This is a genomic window from Pseudomonas sp. BIGb0558, from assembly GCF_024807515.1.
GTDB classification, from domain to species: domain Bacteria; phylum Pseudomonadota; class Gammaproteobacteria; order Pseudomonadales; family Pseudomonadaceae; genus Aquipseudomonas; species Aquipseudomonas yamanorum_A.
On sequence record NZ_JANUEW010000004.1, the window covers coordinates 75,650 to 93,432 of the forward strand.

Sequence of the window (17,783 nt, forward strand, 5' to 3'; positions counted from 1 at the left end):
AGCTCCACGCAAAGGATTAGGCCGCAAGGGTTCGACTTTTGCCCGGCGGCGTCAAGGGGAGTACTCCAATAGGGGAATTGGCCGCTCTGTGCGCAGCGTTTAAGTTGGCCGTCAGTCAGCGGGGAACATACCCTGCGTCGCTTTGCCTTTTCGTTTCTGCCTCAAACCAAGAACAATCAAGAGGATAACGATATGAGTGCTCCTTCCACGCCCGACGGCGTGCTGAAACCCACCTTGAGCGTGTTCGATGTAGTGGCCATCACCGTCTCGGCGGTGACCCCGGCCAGTTCCGTTTTCGTGATTGCGCCGTTTGCCATCCAGCAGGCCGGCAGCGGGGTGTTCCTGGCGTTTGTGATGGCCGCGCTGCTCGCGCTGATGTTTGCCTTTTGCTACGCCGAACTCGGCCGCGCCCACAACAGCGCCGGCGGCGAGTACGTGTACGCCAAGCGGGTGTTCGGCGGCATGGCCGGCTACGCGACGTTTCTCACAGTATTGGTGATGTTGCTGTTTATCCCGCCGGTGTTGGCCACCGGGGCAGCGACGTACCTGAATAACGCCCTGGGCACAAAATTCGATTCACAGACCGTGGCCCTGGTCATCGTGGTGTGCAGTTACGCCCTGGGCATCCTGAATATCAAGCTGAATGCCTGGATCACCGGCACCTGCCTGCTGCTGGAAGTGGCGGCGTTGCTGGTGATCGTGTTTATCGGCTTCGGCAACCCGGTGCAGCCGGTCAGCGTGCTGCTGCAGCCGCAGATTGTCGAAAACGGTGTGCTGCACCTGGCTCCCTGGGCGCTGGTGATCGGTGCGGTGGGCATCGGCCTGTTCTCGTTCAATGGCTACGGCCCGGCGGTGCTGCTGGCGGAAGACATGAAGTGCGGCGGCAAGGGCGTGCACAAGGCGGTGCTGTGGTCCCTGGGCCTGGTGGTGGTGATCGAGCTGGTACCCATCACCGCGCTGCTGATCGGCGCGCCATCCCTCAGCGCGATGATCAGCAGCCCCGATCCCATCGGCTATCTGCTGACCAGTCACGGCAATGAAACCCTGTCACGACTGGTGAGTGCCGGGATCTTCCTGTCGGTGTTCAACGCCATCGTCGCCATCGTGATCCAGATTGGCCGGGTGGTGTTCAGCAGCGGCCGCGATGCGCTGTGGACGCCGACCATCAACAAACTGTTCACGCGGATTCATCCGCGCTGGGATTCACCGTGGCTGGCTACGCTGTTCCTGGCGATCCCGTCGGCGCTGCTCAGTTTCAGCTCCAACCTGGCGGACCTCACGTCGTTCAGCGTGCTGCTGATCATGCTGGTGTACCTGATCGTCGCGCTGAGTGCGTTGATGAGCCGGGTATTGCTGCGTGACCGTGAGCACCCGTATCGCATGCCGTTGTGGCCGGTGCCGGCGTTGCTGGCGGTACTGGGCGCCGGCTACCTGTTGGTGACCCTGGCGATTGCCGCCTCGGTTCGAGACATCATGATTATCATCGGCCTGTTGGCGCTGTCGGTGATCCTGTATTGCATCGGTGGCCGGTTGAGTCCGGCGTTTCAGAAATTGTAAGGAGTGGTTATGCGCGCACGGCAATTGGGCATCACGTTGGGACTGGGCACGCCCGGTGAGTTGAATGCCATCACCGACGTTCCTGGGGTTCGGGTCGGCCATAGCACCATCAAGACCCGCATCGACGGCAAGCAGGTACGTACCGGCGTGACGGCGATCCAGCCGCGGGCCGGTGCCGCGCGGTATCAGCCGTGTTTTGCCGGCTACCACGTGCTCAATGGCAATGGCGATGCGACCGGCCTGGAATGGATCAGCGAATCGGGGTTGCTGACCACGCCGCTGGCCATCACCAACACCCACAGCATCGGCATTGTGCGCGACACCCTGATCGCCCTGGAGCGCGAAAGCCTGGCCGACCCGGCGGTGTACTGGTGCATGCCGGTGGTGATGGAGACTTACGACGGCTTGCTCAATGACATCTGGGGCCAGCATGTCGGCCCGGAACATGTGCGTGAAGCGCTGGCCAACGCTGAATCCGGGCCGGTGGCGGAGGGCGCCGTGGGCGGCGGCACCGGGATGATCTGCCATGAGTTCAAGGGCGGCATCGGTACGGCGTCGCGGCGGCTTCCGGCGGAGCAGGGCGGCTGGACCGTGGGCGTGCTGGTGCAGGCCAACCATGGCAAGCGCCAGGAATTGCGGGTGGATGGTTATCCGGTGGGGCGCAAGCTGATGGACATCCCGTCACCGTTCGCCGATCGCGGCACCCCCGGTATGGGCTCCATCGTGGTGATCATCGCTACCGATGCACCGTTGCTGCCGCACCAGTGCCAGCGCCTGGCGCAGCGGGCCTCCATCGGCATTGCGCGCACGGGCGGCGGCACCGAGGATTCCAGCGGGGACCTGTTCCTGGCGTTCGCCACTGGCAACCAGGATTTGCCGGTGGCCGACTATGGGCGCAAGGGCGTGCCGTTCAGTACGCCGCTGCAAATGGTCAATAACGACCACATTTCGCCGTTGTTCAGTGCGGCGGCAGAGGCGGTAGAAGAAGCGATCATCAATGCCATCGTGGCCGGTGAAGAGATGATCACCGACCACGGTGTGCGGGTGCCGGCGCTGGACTCGCAGGCACTCCTGCAGGCATTGCGCCAAACAGGGTGGAAGGGCCAATAAATACTTTAAGTCTTGTCCCGGTAATACGGGACAAGACTTAGATAGTGGCCAGTTAATACTAACTATGACACGGTGACACTTTCTTAGTGCACCCCAGTCAATACTTTGGATCCATTCATATAAAACCGCTTTAGCAATATTTAATATTTAAATAGTGGTCTTTTTATAAGCCGCTACTAGCCAGCGTTTGCAGGAATTGTTCACTGCGCCATGTTTTGCCCGGCAAAAATAGCGCTGGACGAATGATTTCAAGTTGTGTCAGTTTTCTTTCGCCTTCAAAAGGGGCGAGTGATAGGACTTACTCGCCAGAGTGGGTTCTATCGGACAAAAACTGTTCCACTTGCAAACAAGGAAGTACGTTTATGTCAAAAGTAAAAGACAAAGCTATTGTGTCGGCGGCTCAAGCAAGTACTGCCTATACGCAAATCGATAGCTTTAGCCATCAATATGACCGCGGCGGCAACCTCACGGTCAATGGCAAACCTTCGTTCACCGTTGACCAGGCTGCTGACCACCTGCTGCGTGAGAACGCCGCGTACCGGGACGTGGATGGCAACGGCAAGATCGACCTCACCTACACCTTCCTGACTTCGGCCTCGAACGCGACCATGAACAAGCATGGGATCACCGGGTTCAGCCAGTTCAACACCCAGCAGAAAGCACAGGCCGTACTGGCCATGCAATCCTGGGCCGATGTGGCCAACGTGACCTTCACCGAGAAAGCCTCGGGCGGTGACTTTCACATGACCTTCGGCAACTACAGCGGCGGCCAGGACGGCGCGGCAGCCTTTGCCTACCTGCCGGGCACCAACGCCAAGTACAACGAAAGCGGCCTTGACGGCACCTCCTGGTACCTGACCAACAGCAGCTACACGCCGAACAAGACGCCAGACCTGAACAACTATGGCCGCCAGACCCTGACTCACGAAATCGGCCACACCCTGGGCCTGGACCACCCTGGCGACTACAACGCCGGGACCGGCAACCCTTCGTACAAAGACGCGGACTATGGACAGGACACACGTGGCTACAGCGTCATGAGTTACTGGAGCGAGAGCAACACCAACCAGAACTTCAGCAAAGGCGGGGTAGAGGCTTACTCTTCCGGCCCGCTGATCGACGACATCGCGGCGATCCAGAAACTCTACGGCGCCAACTACAACACCCGCGCCGGCGACACCACCTACGGCTTCAACTCCAACACCGGGCGCGATTTCCTCAGCGCCACGTCATCGGCCGACAAGCTGGTGTTCTCGGTGTGGGACGGTGGTGGCAACGACACCCTGGACTTCTCCGGTTTTACCCAGAACCAGAAGATCAACCTCAATGCAGGCTCGTTCTCCGACGTTGGCGGCCTGGTGGGCAACGTTTCCATCGCCCAGGGTGTGACCGTGGAGAACGCCATCGGTGGCTCGGGCAACGACCTGCTGATCGGTAACGCTGCAGCCAACGTCCTCAAAGGCGGTGCCGGCAACGACATCATCTACGGCGGCGGCGGTGCAGACCAGCTGTGGGGCGGCGCAGGCTCGGACACCTTCGTGTTCGGTGCCAGCTCGGACTCCAAGCCAGGCGCATCCGACAAGATCTTCGACTTCACCTCGGGTTCGGACAAGATCGACCTTAGCGGCATCACCAAAGGTGCAGGCCTGACCTTCGTCAATGCATTTACCGGGCATGCCGGCGATGCGGTGTTGTCCTACGCCTCGGGTACCAACCTGGGCACCCTGGCCGTGGACTTCTCCGGGCACGGCGTGGCGGATTTCCTCGTCACCACCGTTGGCCAGGCAGCCGTCAGCGATATCGTGGCTTGATACACGTGTAAAGGAGGGCGGCGCACACGCGCTGCCCTCTGCCCTTGCATCCACCCCTTGAACGGGCGATGGTGATGACGTTGTTTCGCACTACAGTGGCCTGGTGTTTCCAGGTATTGCTTATGTCGGCAGGAGCCTCAGCAATGGCAAGCAGTCTGGTTTTACCTACGTCCGAGCAACTGGCCGGGCATTGGGCGCTGCACCAGCAGGAACAGGTGTGCGCGCTGGATTTGATTGAACAGGCCAATGCATTGGGCGGCGATGTCGCATGCGCCGGGCAATGGCTGGGAGAAGCCCCCGTTAGTTGGACGCCGACTCCCGATGGTATTTGGTTGATGAATGCCGAGGGCACGGGCATTACTCACTTGAATCGCCAGAAAGAAGGCGAATATGAGGGACGCTCCAAATCCGGCGCCGTGTTGTTATTACAGCGCGCACCCTAAGAGTTCGTTATAACGCTATAACCCGATTTTAATGTTTGCTCGCGCCTTATTGGGGCGCTGGGCAAACTATTGCGCGTCATCAGGCTCAGGGAAGATCAGGCAACATGGCGAAGACCACTCCCGTTGCACCACTATTTAAAGCACTTGGCGATTACAAAAGCATTCTGATCAGTATTGGCTGTTTCACGGCATTGATTAACGTACTGATGCTGGTGCCGTCGATTTATATGTTGCAAGTCTACGACCGCGTGCTGTCTTCACAGAACGAAACCACCCTGGTGATGTTGACGCTGATGGTGGTGGGCTTCTTTGCGTTTATCGGCGTGCTGGAAGTGATCCGCAGCTTTATCGTGATCCGCATCGGCAGCCAGCTGGAACGACGCTTCAACCTGCGGGTGTACAAGGCCGCTTTCGAACGCAACCTGCAACGGGGCGAAGGCCACGGCGGGCAATCCCTGGGAGATTTGACCCATATCCGCCAGTTCATTACGGGGCCTGCGCTGTTCGCGTTTTTCGATGCGCCGTGGTTTCCGATCTATCTGTTTGTGATCTTCCTGTTCAACGTGTGGCTCGGGGTGTTGGCCAGCGCAGGCGCGGTGCTGCTGATCGGGCTGGCGTGCCTCAACGAATACCTGACCAAAAAGCCCCTGGGTGAAGCCAGCGTGTATTCCCAGCAATCCACCCAATTGGCCACCAGCCACCTGCACAACGCCGAGACCATCCAGGCCATGGGCATGCTGGGGGCGTTGCGCAAGCGCTGGTTCAAGGTGCATTCGCAGTTTCTCGGTTTGCAGAACAAGGCCAGCGACACCGGCTCGATCATCAGTTCCCTGAGTAAATCCCTGCGCCTGTGCCTGCAATCGTTGGTGCTGGGCCTGGGGGCGTTGCTGGTGATCAAGGGCGACATGACGGCCGGGATGATGATCGCAGGTTCCATCCTGATGGGCCGGGTATTGAGCCCCATCGATCAGTTGATTGCTGTGTGGAAGCAATGGAGTTCGGCCAAGCTGGCCTACCAGCGCCTGGACAATCTGATGCGCGAGTTTCCGCCCCAGGGCGAGCAGATGGCGTTGCCGGCGCCCAAGGGTAATGTGAGTTTCGAGCAGGTGAGCGCGGGGCCGCCGGGGCGGCGTATGCCGACCTTGCATCAGGTCAGCTTCAACCTGGCTGCCGGCGAAGTCCTCGGTGTGTTGGGCGCGTCTGGCTCCGGCAAATCAACCCTGGCCCGCGTACTGGTGGGCGTATGGCCAACCCTGGCCGGCACCGTGCGCCTGGATGGCGCGGATATCCATCGCTGGGACCGCGACGACCTCGGCCCGCATATCGGCTATCTGCCTCAGGACATCGAACTGTTCAGCGGCAGCATCGCCGACAACATCGCACGCTTTCGCGAAGCCGACCCGCAGTTAGTAGTGCAGGCCGCCCAGCAAGCCGGCGTGCACGAACTGATCCTGCGTTTGCCCCATGGCTACGACACCGTGCTCGGTGACGAGGGCAGCGGCCTGTCCGGTGGCCAGAAACAGCGGGTGGCCCTGGCCCGTGCCCTGTACGGCGGGCCACGCCTGATCGTGCTGGATGAGCCCAACTCCAACCTCGACACCGTGGGCGAAGCCGCCCTGGCCAGCGCGATCATGCAGATGAAAGCCCAGGGCAGCACGGTGGTGCTGGTGACTCACCGCTCCTCGGCGTTGGCCCAGGCTGACAAGCTGCTGGTGCTAAACGAAGGCCGCATGCAGGCCTTCGGCCCCAGCCAGGACGTGCTGCGGGCGCTGTCCGGCCAGCGAGAACAGCCCAGCGGTAGGAGCGAGCTTGCTCGCGAAGGTCGTTAACGATGACGTGGGCAGCCTGAATCAACGCGGCGCCCTCGGGCTTTTCGCGAGCAAGCTCGCTCCTACAGTTTTTCATCAAGCCGCAAGGATCAGGCGCATGAGCAGCGACAGCAGCATTCAAATCAACCGCGATTACGAACAGACTCACCCCGAGCACGACGCACGTTTTTTTGCCCGCATGGGCTGGCTGCTGACGGTGATCGGCGCCGGCGGTTTTTTCCTGTGGGCCAGCCTGGCGCCGCTGGACCAGGGGATTCCGGTGCAAGGCACGGTGGTGGTCTCGGGCAAGCGCAAGGCCGTGCAAACCCTGAGCCCCGGCGTGGTCAGCCGGATTCTGGTGCGTGAAGGCGAAGCGGTGAAGCAAGGCCAGCCACTGTTCAAGCTCGACCAGACGCAAAACCAGGCCGACGTGCACTCCCTGCAAGCCCAGTACCGCATGGCCTGGGCCAGCGTGGCGCGCTGGCAGAGCGAGCGTGACAACCAATCGACCATCACTTTTCCGGCGCAGCTCAGTGGTAACCCGGATCCAGCCCTGGCCTTGGTTCTGGAAGGCCAGCGCCAACTGTTCAGCAGCCGCCGCGAAGCCTTCGCCCGGGAACAGGCCGGGATTCGCGCGAGTATCGAAGGCGCCACCGCCCAACTCAACGGCATGCGCCGCGCCCGCAGCGACCTGACCGCCCAGGCCCAATCCCTGCGCGACCAACTGAACAACCTGCAACCCCTGGCCGACAACGGCTACATCCCGCGCAACCGCTTGATGGAATACCAGCGGCAACTGTCCCAGGTGCAACAGGACCTGGCGCAGAACACCGGCGAAAGCGGGCGGGTCGAGCAGGGTATCCTCGAATCGCGCCTCAAGCTGCAGCAGCACAGCGAGGAATACCAGAAGGAAGTCCGCAGCCAGCTGGCCGACGCGCAACTGCGCAGCCTGACCCTGGAACAGCAACTGACCTCCGCCGGTTTCGACTTGCAACACAGCGAGATCAACGCCCCGGCCGATGGCATCGCGGTCAACCTGAGCGTGCACACCGAGGGCGCCGTGGTGCGTGCCGGTGAAACCCTGCTGGAAATCGTGCCCCAGGACACCCGGCTGGAAGTGGAAGGGCGCTTGCCGGTGCACCTGGTGGACAAAGTCGGCACTCACTTGCCGGTGGACATTCTGTTCACTGCCTTCAACCAAAGCCGCACGCCGCGGGTGCCGGGGGAGGTGAGCCTGATTTCCGCCGACCAGATGCTCGACGAAAAAACCGGCATGCCTTACTACGTGCTGCGCACCACGGTCGGCAGCAGCGCCCTGGAAAAACTCCATGGCCTGGTGATCAAGCCGGGGATGCCCGCCGAGATGTTCATCCGCACCGGCGAGCGCTCCTTGCTCAACTACCTGTTCAAGCCGCTGCTGGACCGCGCCGGCTCGGCGTTGACCGAGGAATGAGCATGAAACCGATGTTCATCGCCTTGTTACTCACCTGCGGCAGCGCCCAGGCGGCCATGGGCCCGTTCGATGTCTACGAGCAAGCCCTGCGCAACGACCCGGTGTTCCTTGGCGCCATCAAGGAACGCGACGCCGGCCTGGAGAACCGCACCATCGGCCGCGCCGGCCTGCTGCCCAAGCTGTCGTACAACTACAACAAGGGCCGCAACAACTCCCAGGCCACCTTGCCCGACGGGCGCGGCGGCAATTATCACGACGATCGCAACTACAACAGCTACGGCTCCACCTTCACCCTGCAACAGCCGCTGTTCGACTACGAAGCCTATGCCAACTACCGCAAGGGCGTGGCCCAGGCGCTGTTTGCCGACGAGAGTTTTCGCGACAAGAGCCAGGCGCTGCTGGTGCGGGTGCTGACCTATTACACCCAGGCGCTGTTCGCCCAGGACCAGATCGATATTGCCCGCGCCAAGAAGAAGGCGTACGAGCAACAGTTCCAGCAGAACCAGCATTTGTTCCAGCAGGGCGAAGGCACACGCACCGACATCCTGGAAGCCGAGTCCCGTTACGAGTTGGCCACCGCCGAGGAAATCCAGGCGCTGGATGAGCAAGACGCTTCGCTGCGGGAACTGGGGGCGCTGATTGGCGTGCAGAGCGTCAACATCACCGACCTGGCGCCGCTGAACCCGGGGTTTGCCGCCTTCACCCTGACCCCGGCCAACTACGACACCTGGCACGAACTCGCTTTGACCAACAACCCCAACCTGGCCTCGCAACGCCAGTCCGTGGAAGTGGCGCGTTATGAAGTGGAGCGCAACCGTTCGGGGCACCTGCCGCGGGTCACGGCCTATGCCAGTTCGCGGCAGCAGCAATCCGACAGCGGCAACACCTACAACCAGCGCTACGACACCAACACCATCGGCATCGAGGTCAGCATGCCGTTGTATGCCGGTGGCGGCGTCTCGGCCTCCACCCGCCAGGCCAGCCGCGCCATGGAACAGGCCGAGTACGAGCTGGAAGGCAAGACCCGCGAGACCCTGATCGAACTGCGGCGCCAGTTCAGCGCTTGCCTGTCGGGCGTCAGCAAGTTGCGCGCCTACCAAAAGGCACTGACCTCGGCCGAAGCGCTGGTGGTGTCGACCAAGCAAAGCATCCTCGGCGGCGAGCGGGTCAACCTTGATGCGCTGAACGCTGAGCAGCAGCTGTACAGCACCCGTCGCGACCTGGCCCAGGCGCGCTACGACTACCTGATGGCCTGGACCAAGTTGCATTACTACGCGGGCAATTTGCGCGATACCGACCTGGCCAAGGTGGATGAGGCGTTCGGGCCTATGAGCCACTGATGCCTGGATGAGTATTGCCTGGTGCAAGGGGGCTTCTGTGGTGGGGAAGTTTGTTGGGGTGGCGGAGCTTGCAGTGGTGGGGAAGCTTGCAGTGGTGGGGAGCTTGCTGTGGCGAGGAGCTTGCTGTGGCGAGGGAGCTTGCTCCCGCTGGGCTGCGTAGCGGCTCCAGAATCTTTGGGAGCGCTGCGCACTCCAGCGGGAGCAAGCTCCCTCGCCACTGCAAGCTCCCTCGCCACAGCAAGCTCCCTCGCCACTGCAAGCCCCCCCACCACAACAAGCTCCCTTCTCACAGGACGCGCCCTCGCCACAGGTATTTCAACAATAAGAAAAAGGACTCTTCATGATCACCGATTCACCTCGCTTCAAACCCTTCACCGCAGGCTCCTTGCTGCTGCTGTCCGTGGCGGCCCACGGGCAGTACCTCGAAACCGGCAAACCGGGCGATCCCGCCAGTTGGCGTTCGGCCGAGTTCCAGAGCGACTGGGGCCTGGACCGGATGAAAGCCAATGAGGCCTACGCGGCCGGCATCACCGGCAGTGGCGTGAAGATCGGTGCGCTGGACTCGGGTTTTGACCCCAATCATCCCGAAGCCTCAAAGGACCGTTATCACGGGGTCACCGCCAGCGGTACCTACGTCGATGGCAGCCCGTTCAACACCACCGGCGCCCTCAACCCCAACAACGACTCCCACGGCACCCATGTGACCGGCACCATGGGCGCGGCCCGGGATGGCGTGGGCATGCACGGCGTGGCGTACAACGCGCAGATCTACGTCGGCAACACCAACGCCAACGACAGTTTCCTGTTTGGCCCCACACCGGACCCCAAGTACTTCAAGGCGGTGTACAGCGCCCTGGTGGATTCCGGCGTGCGCGCGATCAACAACAGCTGGGGCAGCCAGCCCAAGGATGTCAGCTACCAGACCCTGGGCGACCTGCACGCGGCCTATGCCCAGCATTACAACCAGAACACCTGGCTCGACGCCGCCGCCGATGTGGCCAGGGCCGGGGTGATCAACGTGTTCAGCGCCGGCAACAGCGGCTATGCCAACGCCAGCGTGCGTTCGGCCTTGCCGTATTTCCAGCCGGAACTGGAAGGTCACTGGCTGGCGGTGTCGGGCCTGGACAAGGCGAATAACCAGAAATACAACCAGTGCGGCATCGCCAAGTACTGGTGCATTTCCACGCCGGGAGCGTTGATCAACAGCACCATTCCCGAGGGCGGCTACGGGGTGAAATCCGGCACGTCCATGTCGGCACCCCATGCCACCGGTGCACTGGCGCTGGTGATGGAACGCTACCCGTACCTGAACAACGAACAGGCCTTGCAGGTGTTGTTGACCACGGCCACCCAGCTTAATGGCGCGGTCACTGACGCACCCACCACCCAGGTCGGCTGGGGCGTGCCGGACCTGGGCCGGGCGATGCATGGGCCTGGGCAATTGCTGGGCCCCATGACGGTCACGCTGGCGGCCGGGCAGGGCGATGTGTGGAGTAACGCGATCTCCGACAAGGCGCTGATCCAGCGTCAGGCCGAAGACAGTGTGGAAACCCTGGCCTGGCAGCAAACCCTGCGCGACAAGGGCTGGGAAAACGGCGTGGGGGCGGGTGCGAGTCAGCAGGACCAGACCGACTATGCCGTCGGTACAGCCCGGGCGGCGGCAGCGGCCCAGCGTATCTACGAAGGCAGCCTGATCAAGTCCGGCGCGGGCAGCCTGATCCTGACGGGTGATAACACCTACCGTGGCCCGACCACCGTGAACGGCGGCCGTTTGGCGGTGAACGGTTCACTGACCTCTGCCGTGACGGTCAATGACAGCGGCACCTTGGGCGGTTTCGGTCGCATCGCGGCCTTGCAGGTGAATAACGGCGGCACCGTGGCGCCGGGCAATTCCGTGGGCACCCTGCAGGTGGCCGGGGATGTGAACCTCGCCGCCGGCTCCACCTACGCAGTCGAACTCACCCCCACCAGCAGCGACCAGATCATCGCCACCGGCAAGGCTACCCTCGGCGGCGGCACCGTGACGCTGGCCCTGGAAAACAGTCCGACCCTGCTCAGCCAGCAGCAGGCCGAGAGCCTGGTGGGGCGCCAGTACACCATCCTGCAGGCGGCGGGCGGAATCCAGGGCCAGTTCGGTGCCGTGTTGCCCAACTACCTGTTCCTGGGCGGCACGCTGGACTATGCCGCCAACGGCGTGCAACTGGCCATTGCCCGCAGTGACGCGAGTTTTGCCAGTGTCGGCGCCACCCGTAACCAACGTTCGGTGGCGGCGGCTGCCGAGCAACTGGGCGCCGGCAACCCGGTGTATGAAAGCATCCTGCGCGCGGACTCACTGGCCACAGCGCAACAGGGCTTGCGGCAACTGTCCGGGGAAATCTACCCGGCCATTGGCACGATGTTGATCAATGACAGCCGCCAAGTGCGTGACGCCGTGGGCGATCGCCTGCGCCATACGCCGGTGGCCGGTGAAAGCAACGTGTGGGTCAAGGCGCTCGGCAGCTGGGGCAAGACCGACAGCCGCAGCGAAACCGCAGGCTACACCAGCTCCCTGGGCGGCATGCTGGCCGGTGTCGACGGCGCCCTGGACGAGCAGACCCGCGCCGGGCTGGTGGCCGGTTACAGCGACAGCTCGCTGAACATGGGCAGTGGCACTCACTCCTCGGCGTCCATCGACAGCTACCACCTCGGCGCCTATGCCGGGCATGAGCTGGGTAACTGGCGCTTGAGCGTCGGCGGCGCCTACAGCTGGCATCGCGGCGACGTGAAACGTGACTTGCAGTACGGCGAGGTCAGCGGCAAGCAGAAGGCCAAGCTGGATGCACGCAGCGCCCAGGTATTTACCGAGGCTGCCTACCGCTTGAACCTGCCATCGGTAGCGCTGGAGCCGTTCGCCAACCTGGCTTACGTGCATCTGGACAACGAACGCTTTCACGAGAAAGGCGACGCCGCCGCCCTGGCGCGTGGCAGTGACAGCCGCGACGCGGTGCTGAGCACCCTGGGCCTGCGGGCTTCAAAAACCTTGGCCCTCAATGACCGGCAGCAACTGGACGTTTCCGGTTCGTTGGGCTGGCAGCACAGCTTGAGTGCCGTCAAGTCCGAAGAGCACCTGGCGTTTGTCGCCGGTGGGCCGTCGTTTGCGGTGCAAAGCTCGCCGCTGATGCGCGATGCGGCCTTGGTGGGCGTGCAGGCGAGCCTGGCGTTGAGCAAAAGCACACGGGTCAACCTCGACTACACCGGCCAATTGGCTGGCCGGGAAAAAATCCAGGGCGTGGGGTTGAGCCTGAACTGGCAGTTCTAAACGCTGCGCCTCTTCATGTAGGAGCGAGCTTGCTCGCGAAAAACGTGAAGGCACCGCAGCCCGAGTCATCGTTAACGATCATCGCGAGCAAGCTCGCTCCTACAAGGAAGTCCACCGTGAAAACAAAAAAACGAGGGTTTCAATCCGCCATCCCAACAGGCCCGGGCTACCCGCTCAAGGCCCTGAGTTGCGTGCCATACGGCGCGTTGCTGTGTTGCCTGGCCAGCCTGGGTACCGCCCAGGCCGCACCCTACGTGGAAACCGGGAAACTGGGGGACGCTGCCAGTTGGCGCAGCAATGAGTTCAAGGCCGACTGGGGGCTGGGCGCCGTGCATGCAGACGCCGCCTACGCCGCCGGCTACACCGGCAAGGGCGTGAAACTGGGGATCTTCGACCAGCCGGTGTACGCCCAGCATCCGGAGTTCGCCAGCCCCGGCAAAGTGGTCACGATTGTGACCGAAGGCATCCGCCAATACACCGACCCGTACATCCCGGTGAAGGCCGGGGATGCCTTTCGCTACGACGGCACGCCGTCCCTGGGCTCCAACGGCAAGCTCGGCAACCACGGCACCCATGTGGGCGGCATTGCTGCGGGTAATCGCGATGGCGGGCCGATGCATGGCGTGGCGTTCGATGCGCAAATCATCAGCGCCGAAAACGGCGACCCGGGCCCTGAAGACGGGATCATCCTGGGCAACGACGGCGCGGTCTACAAAGCCGGTTGGGACGCGTTGGTGGCCAGCGGTGCGCGCATCATCAACAACAGCTGGGGCATCGGGATCGGTGACCAGTACGCCAAGGGCGGGCGTGATCCGGCGTTCCCCAACTTCACGGTCAATGAAGCCCAGGCGCAGTTCAATAACATCCGGCCGATCCTTGGCACGATCGCAGGCGGCGCTTATCAAGGCGCGATCGATGCGGCCCGCAGTGGCGTGCTGACGATCTTTGCCGCCGGCAACGACTACAACCGCAACAATCCGGATGCGATTTCGGGCCTGGCGTACTTCGTGCCGGAGATCGCACCCAACTGGTTGTCGGTGGCGGCCTTGCAGCAGAACCCCGACACCGCCAGTGCCGACCCGTACGTGATCAGCACCTTCTCCTCACGCTGCGGTTATGCCGCGAGCTTTTGCGTCGCGGCGCCCGGCACCAAGATCTACAGCTCGGTGATCAACGGCACCACCCTGGAAAACCTGACCACCGACTACGCCAACTTCAACGGCACCTCCATGGCCGCGCCGCATGTGGCCGGCAGCGCGGCGGTGTTGATGGAGCGCTTCCCGTACATGAGCGGCGACCAGATTTCCACGCTGCTCAAAACCACCGCGACCGACCTCGGTGCACCGGGCATCGACTCGCTGTACGGCTGGGGCATGATCAACCTGGGCAAGGCCATCAACGGCCCGGGGATGTTTGTGACGGCTGAGGATATTCCAGCCGAGTTTCGTATCGACGGCGCCTACGGCTCCGGCCAATTCGTCGCGGACCTGCCAGGGATTGGCGCCGTGGTGGATGCCGGTAAACCGACCCAGCGTCTTTGCACCGACGTGCATTGCGGGCTGGACGTGTGGAGCAACGACATCTCCGGGCATGGCGGCCTGACCAAGCAGGGTATTGGCGCGCTGGTGCTGACCGGCACCAACACCTACAGCGGCCCGACCCTGGTCAATCAAGGGTTGCTGGCGGTCAATGGCTCGATCACCTCCGACGTCACCGTGGGCAGCAGCGGGGTAGTGGGCGGTTCCGGGCACATTGGTTCACTCACCGCCAACAGCGGCGGTACCGTGGCGCCGGGCAATTCCATCGGCACCCTGAATGTGGCGGGGGATGTGAACTTTGCGGCGGGCTCTACCTATGCGGTGGAGCTGTCGGCCACCAACAGTGATCGCATCGTCGCCGGTGGCAAGGCCACTCTCAGCGGCGGCACGGTGACCCTGGCCCTGGAAAACAGCCCGACACTGCTGACCCAGACCCAGGCCGAAAGCCTGATCGGTCGGCAGTACAACATCCTTCAGGCCGCCGGCGGCATTACTGGCAGCTTCGGTTCGGTGCTGCCCAACTACCTGTTTCTCGGCGGCACCCTGAACTACGCCGCCAACGGAGTGCAACTGGACGTGGCGCGCAACGCCAACACCTTCGCCAGCGTGGCGGCTACCCCGAATCAACGCTCGGTGGCAGCGGCCGCTGAACAGTTGGGCGCCGGTAACGCGGTGTATGAAAGCCTGTTGTCGGCGCCGAATGCGGCGTCGGCCCAGGGTGCGTTCCAGCAGCTGTCCGGGGAAATCTACCCGGCGCTGGAAACCGCGCTGGTCAATGACAACCGCTACCTGCGCGAAGCCGTGGGTGAGCGTTTGCAGCAAGGCGAAATGGGCGCATCGACCGAGACTATCGACAGCCGCGGCAACGTTTGGGTCAAGGCCCTCGGCGCCTGGGGCAAGACCGACAGCCGTAGCGACACAGCGGGCTACACCACCTCCATCGGCGGCATGCTGGCGGGTGTGGACGGCGCGCTGGATGAAGACACCCGCTTGGGCCTGGTGGCGGGCTACAGCGACACCTCGCTGAACATGGGCAGTGACACCCACTCCCGTGCATCGGTCGACAGCTATCACCTGGGTGCCTATGCCGGGCGGGAGATCGGCGCCTTGCGTTTGAGCGGTGGCGCAACCTACAGCTGGCACCGCGCCGATGTGAAGCGCGAGCTGCAATACGGTGAAGTCGCCGGCAAGCAGAAAGCCAAGGTGGATGCCCGCAGCACCCAGGTGTTTACCGAAGCGGCGTATCGCCTGAACCTGCAACCGCTGGCCGTGGAGCCGTTCGCCAACCTGGCGTATGTGCACCTGGATGCCGACGGGTTTACCGAGAAGGGTGATGCGGCAGCGCTGAAGAGCGGGGATGACAGCCGCGACGTGGTCTTGAGCACCCTGGGTGTGCGGGCGTTGAAAACCCTGAATGTGAGCGATCACCAGCAACTGGAGCTTTCCGGCACGTTGGGCTGGCAGCACAACCTGAGCAGCGTCGACTCCGAGCGGCACCTGGCGTTTGCGTCGGGCGGCTCGTCGTTCTCCGTGGAAAGTTCGCCGATGGTGCGTGATGCGGCCCTGGTGGGCGCGCGGGTCAGCCTGGCGCTGAGCAAGGACGCGAAGGTGAATCTAGATTACAACGGCCTGCTGGCCAGCAAGGAGAAAGTCCATGGCGTCGGCTTGAGCCTCGACTGGGCGTTCTAAACACCTGTGGGAGCGGGCTTGCCCGCGATAGCGCCGGGTCAGTCAACGATGCATCGACTGATACGCCCTCATCGCGGGCAAGCCCGCTCCCACATGGACTCTGTTCCAATCGTCAATTTGTGCAGATTTGGCTTTCTCGACAAATCCAACAAAAGAGAGGCAATACCATGGGTGTCTTTGACTATAAAAACCTCGGGGCCGAGGGCTCCAAAGCGTTGTTCGCCGATGCCATGGCGATCACGTTGTACTCCTATCACAACCTGGATAACGGCTTTGCCGTGGGCTACCAGCACAACGGGTTTGGCCTGGGCCTGCCGGCGACGCTGGTGGGCGCGTTGCTGGGCAGTACCGATTCCCAGGGGGTGATTCCGGGGATTCCCTGGAACCCCGATTCGGAAAAGGCCGCCCTCGACGCCGTCAACAAGGCCGGCTGGACGCCCATCAGTGCCAGCACCCTGGGCTACGGCGGCAAGGTCGATGCCCGGGGCACGTTTTTCGGTGAAAAGGCCGGCTACACCACGGCTCAGGTCGAAGTGCTGGGCAAGTACGATGGCGACGGCAAGTTGCTGGAAATCGGCATCGGTTTTCGCGGGACTTCCGGGCCTCGGGAAACCCTGATCAGTGACTCGATTGGCGATTTGGTCAGTGATTTGCTGGCGGCGCTGGGGCCGAAGGATTACGCGAAGAACTACGCGGGCGAGGCGTTTGGCACCTTGCTCAAGGATGTCGCGGCGTATGCCGCCAGCCAAGGGCTCACGGGCAAGGATGTGGTGGTCAGCGGCCACAGCCTGGGTGGCCTGGCGGTCAACAGCATGGCCGACTTGAGCGGCAATAAATGGTCGGGGTTCTACAAGGATTCCAACTACGTGGCCTACGCCTCGCCGACCCAGAGCAGCGGCGACAAAGTGCTGAACATCGGCTATGAAAATGACCCGGTATTTCGGGCGCTGGACGGTTCGTCGTTCAACTTTTCGTCACTGGGGGTGCACGACAAGCCCCATGAGTCGACCACCGACAATATCGTCAGCTTCAACGATCACTATGCGTCGACGCTGTGGAATGTGCTGCCGTTTTCCATCGTCAATGTGCCGACCTGGATTTCCCATTTGCCCACGGCCTATGGGGATGGCCTGACCCGGGTGCTGGACTCGGCGTTCTACGACCTGACCAGCCGCGATTCGACGATTATCGTGGCCAACCTGTCAGACCCGGCCCGGGCCAATACCTGGGTGCAGGACCTCAACCGCAACGCCGAGCCTCACAAGGGCAACACGTTCATCATTGGCAGTGACGGTGATGACCTGATCCAGGGGGGCAAGGGCGTGGACTTTATCGAGGGCGGCAAGGGCAATGACACGATCCGCGATAACAGTGGGCATAACACTTTTCTGTTCAGCGGGCAGTTTGGGCAGGATCGGGTGATCGGGTATCAGTCCACTGACAAGCTGGTGTTCCGGGACGTGGAGGGCAGTGCCGACTGGCGTGATCACGCCAAGGTGGTGGGTGGCGATACGGTGCTGAGTTTTGGCGCGGATTCGGTGACGCTGGTGGGGGTTGGGCTGGCCGGGGTTTGGGGCGATGGCGTTTCCATAAGCTGAATTTGGCGCTGCTTTATTTGGTACTGCTTTTGTGGCGAGGGAGCTTGCTCCCGCTGGGGCGCGAAGCGGCCCCAAAAAACGGGCCTGCTACGCAGTCCAACGGGAGCAAGCTCCCTCGCCACAGGGTTAATCAGCACC

10 protein-coding genes are annotated in these 17,783 nt (G+C 62.5%); all 10 read left to right on the forward strand.

Translation table 11 applies throughout. From position 1 onward, the window contains the following. Positions 1–192: 192 nt before the first annotated feature. The 10 genes from M2400_RS08150 to M2400_RS08195 all read left to right on the forward strand — a co-directional run bounded on the left by M2400_RS08150 (position 193) and on the right by M2400_RS08195 (position 17,645). Entirely contained in the window at positions 193–1,557 is a 1,365-nt protein-coding gene (locus M2400_RS08150) for an APC family permease (RefSeq protein WP_259195746.1), read from the forward strand. 9 nt (positions 1,558–1,566) lie between these two features. Further along, positions 1,567–2,667 carry a P1 family peptidase gene (locus M2400_RS08155; protein WP_259195745.1) on the forward strand — a complete coding sequence of 367 codons (1,101 nt, stop codon included), beginning with the start codon at positions 1,567–1,569 and terminating at the stop codon, positions 2,665–2,667. A gap of 362 nt (positions 2,668–3,029) precedes the next feature. Then, positions 3,030–4,478, forward strand: coding sequence for a serralysin family metalloprotease (locus tag M2400_RS08160; RefSeq protein WP_177045238.1), 1,449 nt, complete (start codon positions 3,030–3,032; stop codon positions 4,476–4,478). Positions 4,479–4,621: 143 nt separating this feature from the next. Beyond that, positions 4,622–4,921, forward strand: a complete 300-nt coding sequence (locus M2400_RS08165) for a protease inhibitor Inh/omp19 family protein (RefSeq protein ID WP_405046164.1) — start codon at positions 4,622–4,624, stop codon at positions 4,919–4,921. A gap of 104 nt (positions 4,922–5,025) precedes the next feature. Next, positions 5,026–6,750, forward strand: a complete 1,725-nt coding sequence (locus M2400_RS08170) for a type I secretion system permease/ATPase (RefSeq protein WP_310503519.1) — start codon at positions 5,026–5,028, stop codon at positions 6,748–6,750. A gap of 97 nt (positions 6,751–6,847) precedes the next feature. After that, entirely contained in the window at positions 6,848–8,182 is a 1,335-nt protein-coding gene (locus tag M2400_RS08175) for an HlyD family type I secretion periplasmic adaptor subunit (RefSeq protein WP_259195740.1), read from the forward strand. A gap of 2 nt (positions 8,183–8,184) precedes the next feature. Then, positions 8,185–9,522 (forward strand): TolC family outer membrane protein, encoded by a 1,338-nt coding sequence (locus tag M2400_RS08180; RefSeq protein WP_259195739.1) that lies wholly within the window; start codon positions 8,185–8,187, stop codon positions 9,520–9,522. Positions 9,523–9,862: 340 nt separating this feature from the next. After that, complete coding sequence (locus tag M2400_RS08185) at positions 9,863–12,820, forward strand: autotransporter serine protease (protein ID WP_259195738.1); 2,958 nt, start codon at positions 9,863–9,865, stop codon at positions 12,818–12,820. A gap of 116 nt (positions 12,821–12,936) precedes the next feature. Next, positions 12,937–16,047 (forward strand): autotransporter serine protease, encoded by a 3,111-nt coding sequence (locus tag M2400_RS08190; protein ID WP_259195737.1) that lies wholly within the window; start codon positions 12,937–12,939, stop codon positions 16,045–16,047. A 167-nt stretch (positions 16,048–16,214) separates the two neighbouring features. Continuing rightward, a complete protein-coding gene (locus M2400_RS08195; protein ID WP_259195736.1) occupies positions 16,215–17,645 on the forward strand; it encodes a lipase in 1,431 nt (476 codons plus the stop codon). Positions 17,646–17,783 lie beyond the last annotated feature (138 nt).